This window comes from Azospirillum lipoferum 4B, from assembly GCF_000283655.1.
Lineage (GTDB): Bacteria > Pseudomonadota > Alphaproteobacteria > Azospirillales > Azospirillaceae > Azospirillum > Azospirillum lipoferum_C.
Genome location: NC_016622.1, coordinates 205,649 through 218,936 on the forward strand (window position 1 = coordinate 205,649; position 13,288 = coordinate 218,936).

The window sequence follows — 13,288 nt, forward strand, 5'->3', positions numbered from 1 at the left end:
AATGCAGTAACGCGGCGGAGTGTACGGCCACGGCCGTGTTAGCGGTACCACGGATTTCGAATTGGTGCGGTGCGACATCCGCATAGCGTGGTATGAGATAGCATTTGGTTTGCACACAAGATGGGCTGAGAGGCAGCTTTCTGCATATTGTCTGAGCAAAATAGGAATCGGACGTCAGACGAACGATTGTTTGCGAAAACGATCGCGTTCACAAGGGTTCGCAAACGAAAAAGGGAGCGCCTTTCGACGCTCCCTTTTCATCCAAATGGAAAGGACGCGATCAGGCCGCCAGCTTCTCGCGGATCAGCGCCTTGGTCTCGTCGATGCCGTAGAGCTGGATGAAGGAGCCCATGCGCGGACCGGTGGTCTGGCCCAGCAGCACCTCGTACAGCGCCTGGAACCACGCCCGCAGTTCGGTGAAGCCATGCTCCTTGCCCACCGCGAACACCTCGTTCTGGATGGTGTCGGCGCGGGCGTCGGCCGGCAGGCTGTCCAGCTTGGCCAGCAGGTCCTGCAGGGCGGCGCGCTCGGCATCGGTGGGGGCGCGGAACTGCTTGGTCGGCTTCACCTGATCCTGGTAGTAGCGCACGGCATAGCCGACCATGCTGTCCAGGAAGGGGCTGTTCTCCGGCGTGGCGTCGGGCGCGTAGCGGCGGATGAAGCCCCACATGGTGTCCTTGGTCTCGGCGTTGGCGGCGCCGGCCAGGTTGAGCAGCAGGTTGAACGACACGTCGGAGCGCACCGCCGGCGGCTTGCCGTTGTGGATGTGCCAGGCCGGGTTCTCCAGCGTCTTCGCCGGCTCCTCGCCATGGACCTTGTCGACGAAGGTCAGATATTCGTCGACGGCGCGCGGGATGACGTCGAAATAGAGGCGCTTGGCCGACTTCGGCTTCTGGAACATGTAGAGGGCGAGGCTTTCCTGCGGCGCATAGGCCAGCCATTCCTCCATGGTCAGGCCGTTGCCCTTCGACTTGGAGATCTTCTGGCCCTTGTCGTCGAGGAACAACTCGTAATTGAAGCCTTCCGGCGGGGTACCGCCGAGGATTTTGCAGATCTTGCCGGCGAGGTCGGCCGACGGGATCAGATCCTTGCCGTACATCTCGTAATCGACGCCCAACCCGAACCAGCGCATGCCCCAGTCGGGCTTCCACTGCAGCTTCACATGGCCGCCGGTGACCGGAAGCTCCACCTTCTTGCCGTCCTCGTCCTGGAAGACGATGGTGCCGGCATCGACGTTGCGCTCCAGCATCGGCACCTGCAGGACCCGCCCGGTCGAGGGCGAGATGGGCAGGAAGGGGCTGTAGGTCGCCTGACGCTCGGCGCCGAGGGTGGGCAGCATCACCGCCATCACCTCGTCGTAATGGCGCAGGATGCCGAGCAGCGCCTCGTCGAAGCGGCCGGACTTGTACCAGTCGGTGGAGGACTGGAACTCGTACTCGAAGCCGAAGCTGTCGAGGAAGGCGCGCAGCCGGGCGTTGTTGTGGGCGCCGAAGCTGTCATGGGTGCCGAAGGGATCGGGCACCTGGGTCAGCGGCTTGCCCAAATTGGCCGCCACCATCTCCTTGTTGGGGATGTTGTCGGGGACCTTGCGCAGCCCGTCCATGTCGTCCGAGAAGCAGAACAGCCGGGTCGGAATGTCGCTCATGGTCTGGAAGGCGTGGCGCACCATGCTGGTGCGCGCCACCTCGCCGAAGGTGCCGAGATGCGGCAGGCCCGACGGACCATAGCCGGTCTCGAACAGGACATAGCCTTTGGCGGGCGGCGCTTTCGCGAAGCGCGCGACCAGTTTGCGCGCCTCCTCGAACGGCCATGCCTTCGCCTGCAACGCCAGATCCCGTTCGCCGGTCATCGTCGGACCCTTTCGAAACCACAAAGATAAAGTTGGGAATGAGGGCAAAGACCCTAGGGCCGGGCGGGCGTGGCGTCAACCGTGGGTGTCCGGCGTGGGCCGTGTTCGGCCGCTCTTGCGGCGCTCCCCCGTCCGGTTCATCCTGCGCGCCGCCCGCGGGATCGGCTTTGCGGGACCTGTCGGGGCGTTGCACGTCGATGAGCTGGCTGTATCTGGTGGTGGCGATCCTGTTCGAGATCGTCGGCACCTCTGCGATGAAGATGTCGGACGGCATGACGCGGCTCGGCCCCGCGGCAGTGGTGGTGGTCTGCTATGGCGTCGCCTTCGTGCTGCTGGCCAAGGCGCTGCGGACCATCGAGGTCGGCATCGCCTATGCCATCTGGTCGGCGGCGGGAACGGCGGCCATCGCCGCCATCGGCGTGTTCGTGTTCGGGGAATCGCTGACGGTGATGAAGGTGGTGGGCATCGCCCTGATCGTTGCCGGGGTGATCAGCCTGCATATGGCGAACGGGGCGGCGTGACCGCAATAGTTAGGTGTTGACCTAAGTGTTGGTTGCCGGTAGGGTGCCGTCATGGATGTGGCACTCGACATGACTTTTCGCGCGCTGGCGGACCCCACGCGCAGGGCGGTTATTCAGGCGCTTGGACGCGGTCCGGCGTCGGTCGGCGACCTTGCGAAACCTTTCCACATGGCTCTGCCCAGCTTTCTCCAGCATCTGAAGATGCTGGAGGACAGCGGACTCGTCGAAACGCGGAAGGTCGGTCGGGTGCGCACCTGCACGCTGAAGCCGGAGGCGCTGGCGGCGGCGGAAAGCTGGCTTGAAGCCCAGCGGAATCTCTGGACGAAGCGGCTCGACCAACTGGACAGCTTGGTGCTGGATCTGAACAAACGGGAGGAAGAGACCCCATGACCGCTTACAGCGCAGCGTCTTTCAATCCGCAGCTCGATCTTGAACTGAAGCGCGAGGTCGCGGTTCCGCCGAGCCTGATGTGGCGGGCCTGGACCGAACCGGAACTTCTGATGAAGTGGTTCACTCCCGCACCCTGGCGGACCACCGCCTGTGAGATCGACCTGCGGCCCGGCGGCAAGTTCCGCACGGTGATGGAAGGGCCGAACGGCGAGAGGAACGACAGTACCGGCTGCTTCCTGGCGGTGGAGCCGGAGAGGCTTCTCGTCTTTACCGACGCGCTCGGGCCGGGATTTCGTCCCACCGGCGGCGGATTCATGACCGCGTCGGTCACCATAGAGCCGACGGCCGGCGGCACGCTCTATACCGCCATCGCCTTCCACAAGGACGAAGCGGCCAAGACGCAGCATGAGGAGATGGGCTTCCACCAGGGGTGGAGGACCGCGCTCGACCAGCTCGTCGCCCTGGTGAAGGGGATGTGAGGGGACTGCCCGTTCAGACCCCGACCTTGAACGGGTTCACCTGCCGGGCGGCGCGTTCCACCGCCTCGGCCGGGCCGGGGCGGCCGAGGAAATAGCCCTGGGCGACGTCGCAGTTCAGCTGGCGCAGGGCCTCCAGCGTCTCGGCATCCTCCACACCCTCCGCCACGGCGGTCAGGTTCAGGCTGTGGGCCATCTGGATCACGGCGGCGGTGATCTTGGCGCTGTCGTGGTTGCTGGTGAGGTCGGCGACGAAACTGCGGTCGATCTTCAGCTTGTCCACCGCCAGCCGGCCGATATAGGACAGGTTGGAATAGCCGGTGCCGAAATCGTCGATCGACACCTGCACGCCCATCGCCTTGATCCGGCGCAGGTTGTCCATCACCAGGTCGGTGTTCCGGATCAGCATCGATTCGGTCAGTTCCAGCTCCAGCAGCAGCGGGTCCAGCCCGCTGTCGGCCAGCGCACCGGTGACGGTGCGGACGAGGTCGCTGCGCTGGACCTGCAGGGCCGACAGGTTGACCGCCACCGACAGCGACAGGCCGCGGGCGTGCCATTCCGCCGCCTGACGGCAGGCCTCCGCCAGGACCCAGGCGCCGATGGGGACGATCAGGCCGCTGTCCTCGGCGATGGGGATGAAGGCGCCGGGCGGGACCATGCCCTTGTCGGGATGGTTCCAGCGCAGGAGGGCTTCCGCCCCGATCACCGCACCGGTCTCCAGGCTGACCTGCGGCTGGTAATGGATCAGGAACTCGCCCCGTTCCAGCGCGCGGCGCAGGCCGCTGCGGGTGGAGAGATGGGCGACCGCCTCGGCGTTCATCGCCTCGGCATAGAAGCGGTGGGTGTCGCGGCCGGCGGCCTTGGCGTGGTGCAGGGCGGTGTCGGCGTTCTTCAGCAGGGTGGCGAAATCCTTGCCGTCGGCCGGAGCCAGCGCGACGCCGGAGGACAGGGTGACGGTCAGCTCGTGCCCGGCGATCTGGAAGGGAGCCGCGATCCTCTCATGCAGGGACGCGACCGTTTCCACCACCGCGTCGACGTCGGGCAGGCCGGACAGCAGCAGGATGAACTCGTCGCCCCCGCTGCGGCTGACCGTGTCGGTGTCGCGCACCGCGGCCTTCAGCCGGCCCGCCGTCGCACGCAGCAGGGCGTCGCCCACGGCGTGGCCGAGGCTGTCGTTCACTGTCTTGAAGCGGTCGAGCCCGCAGGCGACCAGCGCCACCAGACGGCCGTTGCGCTCCGCCCGCGCCAGCGCCTGTTCGGTGCGGTCCTGCAGCAGCAGCCGGTTGGGCAGCAGGGTCAGCACGTCGTGGCGCGCCAGATACTCCACCCGCTCCTGCGCCGCCTTGCGTTCGGTGATGTCGCGCACGACGACCAGCAGGCGGCGGTCGTTGCCGTCCACGGTGGCGCGCCGCATGCTGACCTCCACCCAGAACAGGGTGCCGTCCAGCCGGCGGGCATGCCATTCGAACAGCTGCAGCTCGCCGCCGGACGCCTTGCGGATCCAGGCCGCCGCCTCGTCCTGGGTATAGGGCGGCAGGCCGGAGCTGAGCATTCCGACATGGATGTCCGCCAGCGGCGTGTCGCCGATGCGGTACATCTCCGCCATCCGCCGGTTGACCTCCAGGATGGCGCCGGTGTCGAGGTCGTGGATGAAGATGGCGTCGGTGACGCTGTCGAAGATGGTGCGGACGCGCTCCTCGCTGGCGGTCAGGGCGGCGACCGCGGTGCGCAGGCTTTCCGTCTTGCTTTCCACCTGCCGGCGCAGCAGCAGCACCCAGACCAGCGCGCCGATGCCCAGCACCACGAGGCCGGCCAGCAGCTTGAGCAGCAGGTCGATCAGACCGGGGCTGACCCCGCCCAGGCTGCGGCCGACCCAGCGCTGCTCGATCGCCTTGCGTTCCTCCGGCGTGATGCGGGCGAAGCCGTCGGAGATCAGGCGGTGCAGCGCGGCATCGCCCTTGCGCACCGCCCAGTGCAGTTCGCCGGTATAGAGCGGATCGGTGTAGCGGAAGCGCCCCTGCACCCCGCGCTTGGTCATGTAATAGGTGGCCGACGGGTCGTCCATGCAGAAGACCCGCGTCTCCTGCCGGGAGGCGGCATCGACCATCACCTCGAAGCCCGAATAGCGCTGGAAGGCGGTGATGCCCTGATCGGTCAGCCATTCGATGCAGAAATCGCCGTCCTTGACGCCGACGGTGAAGGCGCGCAGCGACTCCACCCCGGTGATCCCGCTGAGGTCGCTGCTGAACCAGATCGGCACATCGACACGGGCGTAGGGGGTGGAGAAGTCGTAGATCGCATCGCGCGCTTCGTTGCGGAAGATGGTCTCGATCACGTTGGCGGCGCCGGTGTCCATCGCCTGCCGCGCCAGATTCCAGTCGCTCGGCATCATCCGCACCGGGACGCCGGTCTTCTGCGACCACAGCGCCCACAGGTCCTTCACGATCCCGACATGGGTGCCGTCGGCGTTGCGGAAGCTGTAGGGCGGGTAATTGTCATCCAGAGCAACCCGGAGTTCGGCCGGCAGCAGTCCCGCATCGGACGCCGGCTGCGCCGTCTGCGCCGGCCGTGGCGAGCCGATCGCCTGGACCGGCCCGACGGCGAGCATCGGCAGCAGCAGCACGGCAAGCAGGCACAGCGCGACCAGCCCGCCGGCAAGACACCGGCCCCCCAGGTCCCGGCTCCCGAAGGGCCGGCCCGCAGATCGTCCATGACGGGCGGTCCGCGGATCGAGGTTCATCCTCGGGTTCCGGCGCGGATGGCGGGTGGGAAGCGGCGGACGGACATTGGCATCGCTCTGGCCGGGGGCTCTTGCCGGGGGCGCACATGACGGCTGCGAAACCGGGCGCCGTCATCCGGCCGCCACCGCCCCGCTCCCGCCACCTCGCCAGAGAGGGTAGCCCGTTCGCCCCCAGTCGGCAATGGGGGGTCTCCCAACCCCGCGACAAACACCCGTTTTGGGGGAATGCGGCCTCAGGCGACGACCTCAGGCCGGACGCTCGGGGGGCGGAATTGCGTCAGTGGCGTCCCGCGGCCGGGCGCGCAGGGCGTCGCGGATTTCCTCCAGCAGCTGTTCCTGCCGCGGCGGGGTCTTCGGCGCTTCCTTGTGCAGGATGTGCAGCCGGTTGACCTGCCGCACGATCAGGAACAGGGCGCCCGACACGATCAGGAAATTGATGCAGGCGTTGATGAAGCGGCCGTAGTTGATGGTGGCGACGCCTGCCGCCTCGGCCGCCTGCAGGGAGTCGTAGCGTCCGCCCGACAGGTTGAAGAAATAGTTGGAGAAATCGATGCCGCCCATGACCCAGCCGATCGGCGGCATCAGGATGTCCTTGACCAGGGAATTGACGATCCCGGTGAAGGCGGCACCGATGATGATGCCGACGGCCAGCTCCACGACATTGCCGCGGCTGATGAATTTCTTGAACTCTTCCAACATGGCATCCCGTCCCCCTGTGGTTACGGGAGGGAAACGGGGTGGGGAGGGGTTGGTTTCAAGGGGACTCTTGCCCCCTCCCTATCCCTCCCCCGCCCTCGGCCGGCCGAAGGCCGGTCCGATCGCGGGAGAGGGGACTGCCGCCGCATTGCGAACTTTCCCCTCTCCCGCAAAGCGGGGGAGGGAGGGACCCGCTCGCAAGAGCGGGAGGGAGGGGGCGCCCGGCTGAGGCTCCCCGACCCTTACGCCATGCGCCCGTGGCAGTGCTTGAACTTCTTGCCGGAACCGCAGGGGCAGGCGGCGTTGCGCGGCGTGTTCTCCATCACCGAGGCCGGCAGCGGCTGGTCTTCCGGCGTGCCGGCGAGGGACGAGGCGCGGACCATGCCGGCCGGCAGGGCTTCATCTTCGCCGGCACCCAGGCCCGCCATCGCCAGCGCCGGGTCCATGCGGCCCTCGTGCATCTCCTGCATCTGGCGGGCGAACAGCTCCTCCTGCGACGGGGCCATGCGGATTTCGACATGCATCAGGATGGTGGTGACCTGCTCGCGCAGCGCCATCAGCATGCTGTCGAACAGCTCGAAGGCCTCGCGCTTGTACTCGTTCAGCGGATCCTTCTGGGCATAGGCGCGCAGGTTGATGCCCTGGCGCAGATGGTCGAGCTGGAGCAGGTGGTCCTTCCATTCCTGGTCCAGGATCTGGAGCAGGATGCTCTTTTCCACATGCCGCATCGTCTCGGCGCCATAGGCCTCCTCCTTCTCCGCATATTTGCGGTCGGCGGCCTCGCGCACGCGCTCCTCGATCTCCGGCTCGGCGATGCCCTCTTCCTTGGCCCAGTCGTGGACCGGCAGGTCCATGCCCAGCACGCGGTTCACGCCTTCGTGCAGGCCGTCGATGTCCCACTGTTCGGAGTAGCTGTTGGCCGGGATGGCGGTCGACACCATGTTGGCGATGATCTGGTGGCGCATCTCGCGGATTTCATCCGCGATGTCGGCGCTCTCCATCACCTCGTGGCGCTGCTCGTAGACGACCTTGCGCTGGTCGTTCATGACGTTGTCGAACTTCAGCAGGTTCTTGCGGACCTCGAAGTGGTGCGCCTCGACCTTCTGCTGCGCCTTTTCCAGCGCCTTGTTGATCCAGGGATGGATGATCGCCTCGCCTTCCTTCAGGCCGAGACGCTGCAGCATGCTGTCCATCCGCTCCGACCCGAAGATGCGCATCAGGTCGTCTTCCAGCGACAGGAAGAATTTCGAGGTGCCGGGGTCGCCCTGGCGGCCGGAGCGGCCGCGCAGCTGGTTGTCGATGCGGCGGCTTTCGTGCCGCTCGGTGCCGACGACATAGAGGCCGCCGGCCTGCTTGACCGCCTCGCGCGCCTCGGCGATCTCGGCCTCGATCTGCTTGATGCGGGCCTCGCGCTCCGGGCCTTCCGGCACGTTGGCCAGTTCGACCTCGATGCGCATCTGGAGGTTGCCGCCCAGCTGGATGTCGGTGCCGCGGCCGGCCATGTTGGTGGCGACCGTCACCGCGCCGGCGCGGCCGGCCTGGGCCACGATGTAGGCTTCCTGTTCGTGGTGGCGGGCGTTCAGGACGTTGTGCGGGATGCCGCGCTTGGTCAGCAGATCCGCCAGCAGCTCCGACTTCTCGATCGAGGTGGTGCCGACCAGCACCGGCTGGCCGCGCTTGCGCGCGTCCTCGATCAGGTCGATCATCGCATGGTATTTCTCGGTCGCGGTGCGATAGACCTCGTCGTCATGGTCGATGCGCTTGACCGGGACGTTGGTCGGGATGTCGACCACCTCCAGCCCGTAGATCTCGCCGAACTCCGCCGCTTCGGTCAGCGCGGTGCCGGTCATGCCGGCCAGCTTCGGGTAGATGCGGAAATAGTTCTGGAAGGTGATGGAGGCCAGCGTCTGGTTCTCGCGCTGGATCGTCACCTTTTCCTTGGCTTCCAGCGCCTGGTGCAGGCCTTCGGAGAAGCGGCGGCCTTCCATCATGCGGCCGGTGAACTCGTCGATGATGACGACCTTGTCGTCCTTGACGATGTAGTCCTTGTCGCGCTGGAACAGCATGTGGGCGCGCAGCGCCTGCTGCGAATGGTGGACCAGCGCCACATTCTGGATGTCGTAGAGCCCGCCCGACTTCAGCAGCCCGGCCTGGCCCAGCAGCTGTTCCATATGCTCCTGGCCGGCTTCGGTGAAGCTGACTGTGCGGTGCTTCTCGTCCTTCTCGTAGTCTTCGGCCACCAGCATCGGGATCAGCCGGTCGACCTGGACATACATCTCGGACGAATCGGTCGAGGGGCCGGAGATGATCAGCGGGGTGCGCGCCTCGTCGATCAGGATCGAGTCGACCTCGTCGACGATGGCGAAGTTGAAGGGCCGCTGGACCAGTTCCTCCAGCCGGAACTTCATGTTGTCGCGCAGATAGTCGAAGCCGAACTCGTTGTTCGTGCCATAGGTGATGTCGGCGGCATAGGCGGCGCGGCGCTCGTCGTCGTCCAGGCCGTGGACGATGCAGCCGGTGGTCAGGCCGAGGAAGCCGTAGACCCGCGCCATCCAGCCGCTGTCGCGCGAGGCGAGATAGTCGTTCACGGTGACGACGTGGACGCCCTTGCCTTCCAGCGCGTTGAGGTAGACGGCCAGCGTGGCGACCAGGGTCTTGCCTTCGCCGGTGCGCATCTCCGCGATCTTGCCGCTGTGCAGCACCATGCCGCCCATCAGCTGCACGTCGAAATGGCGCTGGCCCAGCACGCGCTTGGCCGCCTCGCGCACGGTGGCGAAGGCGTCGGGCAGGATGTCGTCCAGCGTCTCGCCCTTGGCCAGCCGGTCGCGCAGCCAGTCGGTGCGACCCTTCAGCTGGTCGTCGGTCAGCGCCGCGACCGACGGCTCCAGCGCGTTGATCTGAGCCACGGTCTTGTGCAGCGCCTTGACCGCGCGCGTGTTGGCGGTGCCGAAAATCTTGCGGGCGAGAGCGCCGAACATGAAAACCTCGGGAGTGAAGCGGAATGCGGGCCAGTCTATCGACGGGTCTCACATAGGACTATGGCAAGGCCCTGTCAACGAGACCGGGCAGGCGGAGCCTCCCTGCGGCATCGTCGATGGCGCCGCAATGGCACCGCAACGGCGCCACAATGGCGCCACCCGGGCCGTTGCGGGCATGACGGAACGATGAAATCGCGTCCAGAATGCGGGAAGGCGGCTGACGGACGGGTTCGGGGCTGGTATTGCCGGGTGCAGGGCACAGATCGTTGGAGAGGCTCATGGCCGCCGGAACCCCGGTGTGGGATCCAGGCGGGGATCATCCCGGCGGGGGTCCCAAGCGCACCCCTTGCCCCGCGGGGGCCAGCCATGCTTAATCCCTTGCGGAATCGGGCGCGGAGCGGCGGATGGCTCCGATGCCGCAGGCCATGCGAACCGGGGCTCCGATCCATCGGCCGCCCTCTTGTCGCGAAGCATCCGCCGGAAGGAAACAGACACGCCATGGTTCAACGAGTGTTCCGCACCGCGCTCCTGTCGGTTGCCGCCTGTGGCATCGCGCTGGCCGCCAATGCCCAGACGCCGGCTCCCGCCACCCCCGCGCCGGCCACGCCGGCCCCGGCCGCCTCGGCTCCGGCCACGCCTGCCGCTCCGGCCGATCCGGTGGTCGCCCGCGTCAACGGCGAGGAGCTGCACAAGTCGGACGTCTCCCGCATGGTCTCGCAGCTGCCGCCCCAGGTGCAGCAGATGCCGATCGAGATGATCTATCCGGCGGTGATCGACCAGCTGGTCAGCGGCAAGCTGGTCGCCTCGGCCGGCTACAAGGCCGGTCTGGCCGATTCGGCCGAGGTCAAGGACGAGATCAAGCGCGCCGAGGAGCGCGCGGTGCAGCGCGCCTTCATCCAGAAGGAGATCAAGGCCCGCATCACCCCCGACGCGATGCAGAAGGCCTATCAGGACTTCCTGAAGGAGAACCCGGCGCAGGAGGAGGTCAAGGCCGCCCACATCCTGGTCGAGAAGGAAGACGAGGCCAAGGCCATCATCGCCCAGCTGAAGAAGGGCGGCGATTTCGCCAAGCTGGCCAAGGAGAAGTCCAAGGACGCCGCCGCGGCGGCCCAGGGCGGCGACCTCGGCTACTTCACCAAGGACGCGATGGTCGAGCCCTTCGCCAACGCCGCCTTCGCCATGAAGCCGGGCGAGATCAGCAAGGAGCCGGTCAAGACCCAGTTCGGCTATCACATCATCAAGGTCGAGGATAAGCGGACCCAGCCGCAGCCGACGCTGGACGAGGTGAAGCCGCAGCTGGAGCAGACGCTGTCGAAGGACATCGTCACCGCTCTGGTCGAGGAGCTGCGCGGCAAGGCGAAGATCGAGACCTTCCAGCTCGACGGCTCGCCGATGCCGAAGGAAGAGCCGGCCGCCGCCCCGGCCCCGGCCGCTCCCGCCGCTCCGGCGGAGCCGGCGAAGAAGTAAGGTCAGGCGTACAAGCCCCCCCTTGCCCCCTCCCCAACCCTCCCCCGCTTCGCGGGAGAGGGTGCCTTATGGCAGAGCGGCGGCAGTTCCCTCTCCCGCGATCGGACCGGCCTTCGGCCGGCCGAGGGCGGGGGAGGGCTGGGGAGGGGGCCTGAGGCTTTCTCATTCCCACCACGCCACCACCACTCCCCACCACGGGAAACCCCTCCATGGCCACGACCCTTTCTCCCCTGGCTCCCGCAAGCTTCCCGACGTTGCCGCCCATCGCGGGCGTGCGCATCGCCACGGCGAACAGCGGCATCCGATACAAGGGCCGCGACGATCTGCTGCTGGCCGTGCTGGATCCCGGCACCAGCGTGGCGGGCGTGCTGACCCGGTCGCTGACCTGCTCGGCCCCGGTGATCTGGTGCCGCGACAGCCTGCCCAAGGGCTCGGCCCGCGCCGTGGTGGTGAATGCCGGCAACGCCAACGCCTTCACCGGCAAGGCGGGCGACGCCACCGTGCAGGCCACCGTCAGCGCCGCCGCCGATCTGGCGGGCTGCGCCCCGGACGAGGTCTATATCGCCTCGACCGGCGTGATCGGCATCCCGCTGGCCGCCGACGCCATCGGCAAGTGCCTGGCGCCGATGGCCCCGAACCTCGCTGCCGACTCCGCCGCGTGGGAGAAGGCTGCCCGCGCCATCATGACCACCGACACCTTCCCGAAGGGCGCCGTGCGCACCGCCACCATCGGCGGGACGACGGTGACCATCGCCGGCTTCGCCAAGGGCTCCGGCATGATCGCGCCGGACATGGCGACGATGCTGGGCTTCGTCTTCACCGACGCCGCCATCGCCGCCTCCGCTCTGCAGGACATGCTGTCGGAATTCACCGAGCGTACCTTCAACGCCATCACGGTGGACGGCGACACCTCGACCAGCGACACGCTGCTGCTGTTCGCGACGGGCAAAGCCGGCAACGCCCCGGTGTCGAGCGCCGATGCCGCCGAACTGGCGGAGTTCCGCGCCGCGCTGGAGGATCTGCTGCTCGATCTGGCGCTGCAGGTGGTGCGTGACGGCGAGGGGGCGACCAAGTTCATCGCCATCACCGTGCGCGGCGCCGACAGCGACGCCGCCGCCAAGCGGATCGGCATGACGGTGGCGAACTCGCCGCTGGTCAAGACCGCGGTGGCCGGCGAGGACGCCAACTGGGGCCGCATCGTCGCCGCCATCGGCCGCGCCGGCGAGCGCGCCGACCGCGATCTCATCAAGATCACCGTCGGCGGCACCCTGATCTGCGCCGACGGGATGGAGGTTCCCGGCTATGACGAGACGCCGGTCGCCGCCCACATGAAGGGCAAGGAGATCGACATCGACGTCGACCTCGGCCTGGGCAAGGGCACGGCGAAGGTGTGGACCTGCGACCTGACGCACGGCTACATCGACATCAACGGCAGCTATCGGAGCTGACCAGCCGTGACCGCCTGTTTCGATCCCAGCTCCACCCCCGCCCCCGGTTCGCTGCCGGTGCTGCTGGTCGTCGCGGTTGCGCTCGTCGATGCCGACGGGCGCGTGCTGCTGGCCCAGCGCCCGCCCGGCAAATCGCTGGCCGGCCTGTGGGAGTTCCCCGGCGGCAAGGTGCATGCCGACGAGACGCCGGAGGCCGCGCTGGTGCGCGAGCTGAAGGAGGAGCTGGGCATCGACACGGCGGCAAGCTGCCTCGCCCCCTTCACCTTCGCCTCGCACAGCTATGAGAGCTTCCACCTGCTGATGCCGCTCTATGTCTGCCGGGTGTGGGAGGGCGACGTGATGCCGCAGGAGGGGCAGAAGCTCGCCTGGGTCTACCCGAACCGGATGGGCGATTACCCGATGCCGCCGGCCGACGTGCCGCTGGTGGCGATGCTGCGGGATCTGCTGTAGCGGCCGATACCGCGCGTTGAAAATCGGGCCGCGCGGCTGTATATTTTTCGGAGGTGGCCGACGGGTGATCCCGCACCCGCCGGCGCGCTCCCGATGCCTAGCGGTGGATCAAGCGGATTTCGATCCGCCATCTCCGCCACCGGAGCACCAGGAAGAACGGCATCTTATTCATGCCACCTTCCTCCTTCTGAAACGGCGGATGGACCACCCATCCGCCGTTTTCAGTTTACACGCGGACGATGAACGGGCGCCACTGTTTCACACCAATGTGTG

At 67.2% G+C, this 13,288-nt stretch carries 10 protein-coding genes; 6 read left to right on the forward strand and 4 right to left on the reverse strand.

Annotated features, from left to right (window positions below):
- Positions 1-280 precede the first annotated feature (280 nt).
- Positions 281-1,849, reverse strand: coding sequence for a lysine--tRNA ligase (locus tag AZOLI_RS00885; protein ID WP_014246686.1), 1,569 nt, complete (start codon positions 1,847-1,849; stop codon positions 281-283).
- Between the two features lie 197 nt (positions 1,850-2,046).
- On the opposite strand from AZOLI_RS00885, the gene AZOLI_RS00890 reads away from it, so the two are divergent.
- Genes AZOLI_RS00890 through AZOLI_RS00900 form a run of 3 tightly spaced genes read left to right on the forward strand, consistent with a single transcriptional unit; the run spans position 2,047 to position 3,239 of the window.
- Positions 2,047-2,370 carry a DMT family transporter gene (locus AZOLI_RS00890; protein WP_014246687.1) on the forward strand — a complete coding sequence of 108 codons (324 nt, stop codon included), beginning with the start codon at positions 2,047-2,049 and terminating at the stop codon, positions 2,368-2,370.
- 51 nt (positions 2,371-2,421) lie between these two features.
- A complete protein-coding gene (locus AZOLI_RS00895) occupies positions 2,422-2,760 on the forward strand; it encodes an ArsR/SmtB family transcription factor (RefSeq protein ID WP_014246688.1) in 339 nt (112 codons plus the stop codon).
- Positions 2,757-3,239, forward strand: a complete 483-nt coding sequence (locus AZOLI_RS00900; RefSeq protein ID WP_014246689.1) for an SRPBCC family protein — start codon at positions 2,757-2,759, stop codon at positions 3,237-3,239. Before AZOLI_RS00895 ends, AZOLI_RS00900 begins: the two co-directional genes overlap by 4 nt.
- Before the next feature lie 13 nt (positions 3,240-3,252).
- Here AZOLI_RS00900 and AZOLI_RS00905 read toward each other — a convergent pair whose 3' ends face one another.
- The 3 genes from AZOLI_RS00905 to secA form a co-directional block, all read right to left on the reverse strand.
- Positions 3,253-5,976, reverse strand: coding sequence for an EAL domain-containing protein (locus AZOLI_RS00905; RefSeq protein ID WP_014246690.1), 2,724 nt, complete (start codon positions 5,974-5,976; stop codon positions 3,253-3,255).
- A gap of 246 nt (positions 5,977-6,222) precedes the next feature.
- Positions 6,223-6,675: a large conductance mechanosensitive channel protein MscL gene (gene mscL, locus AZOLI_RS00910; RefSeq protein ID WP_014246691.1), complete on the reverse strand. Its 453-nt coding sequence runs from the start codon at positions 6,673-6,675 to the stop codon at positions 6,223-6,225.
- A 239-nt stretch (positions 6,676-6,914) separates the two neighbouring features.
- Positions 6,915-9,650, reverse strand: coding sequence for a preprotein translocase subunit SecA (gene secA, locus AZOLI_RS00915; RefSeq protein WP_014246692.1), 2,736 nt, complete (start codon positions 9,648-9,650; stop codon positions 6,915-6,917).
- 498 nt (positions 9,651-10,148) lie between these two features.
- Here secA and AZOLI_RS00920 point away from each other — a divergent pair, with 498 nt between their 5' ends.
- The 3 genes from AZOLI_RS00920 to AZOLI_RS00930 all read left to right on the forward strand — a co-directional run bounded on the left by AZOLI_RS00920 (position 10,149) and on the right by AZOLI_RS00930 (position 13,015).
- Positions 10,149-11,117: a peptidylprolyl isomerase gene (locus AZOLI_RS00920; RefSeq protein ID WP_014246693.1), complete on the forward strand. Its 969-nt coding sequence runs from the start codon at positions 10,149-10,151 to the stop codon at positions 11,115-11,117.
- A 209-nt stretch (positions 11,118-11,326) separates the two neighbouring features.
- Positions 11,327-12,565, forward strand: a complete 1,239-nt coding sequence (gene argJ / locus AZOLI_RS00925; RefSeq protein WP_014246694.1) for a bifunctional glutamate N-acetyltransferase/amino-acid acetyltransferase ArgJ — start codon at positions 11,327-11,329, stop codon at positions 12,563-12,565.
- 6 nt (positions 12,566-12,571) lie between these two features.
- Positions 12,572-13,015 carry a (deoxy)nucleoside triphosphate pyrophosphohydrolase gene (locus AZOLI_RS00930; protein ID WP_014246695.1) on the forward strand — a complete coding sequence of 148 codons (444 nt, stop codon included), beginning with the start codon at positions 12,572-12,574 and terminating at the stop codon, positions 13,013-13,015.
- Positions 13,016-13,288: the final 273 nt, after the last annotated feature.

Excerpts from the sequence above, each read along its gene's own strand:
- AZOLI_RS00905 (WP_014246690.1), bottom strand. The coding sequence starts at position 5,976 with ATGAACCTCGATCCGCGGACCGCCCGTCATGGACGATCTGCGGGCCGG.
- secA (WP_014246692.1), bottom strand. The coding sequence starts at position 9,650 with ATGTTCGGCGCTCTCGCCCGCAAGATTTTCGGCACCGCCAACACGCGC.
- AZOLI_RS00895 (WP_014246688.1), top strand. The coding sequence starts at position 2,422 with ATGGATGTGGCACTCGACATGACTTTTCGCGCGCTGGCGGACCCCACG.
- mscL (WP_014246691.1), bottom strand. The coding sequence starts at position 6,675 with ATGTTGGAAGAGTTCAAGAAATTCATCAGCCGCGGCAATGTCGTGGAG.
- AZOLI_RS00920 (WP_014246693.1), top strand. The coding sequence starts at position 10,149 with ATGGTTCAACGAGTGTTCCGCACCGCGCTCCTGTCGGTTGCCGCCTGT.
- AZOLI_RS00890 (WP_014246687.1), top strand. The coding sequence starts at position 2,047 with ATGAGCTGGCTGTATCTGGTGGTGGCGATCCTGTTCGAGATCGTCGGC.
- AZOLI_RS00900 (WP_014246689.1), top strand. The coding sequence starts at position 2,757 with ATGACCGCTTACAGCGCAGCGTCTTTCAATCCGCAGCTCGATCTTGAA.
- AZOLI_RS00885 (WP_014246686.1), bottom strand. The coding sequence starts at position 1,849 with ATGACCGGCGAACGGGATCTGGCGTTGCAGGCGAAGGCATGGCCGTTC.
- argJ (WP_014246694.1), top strand. The coding sequence starts at position 11,327 with ATGGCCACGACCCTTTCTCCCCTGGCTCCCGCAAGCTTCCCGACGTTG.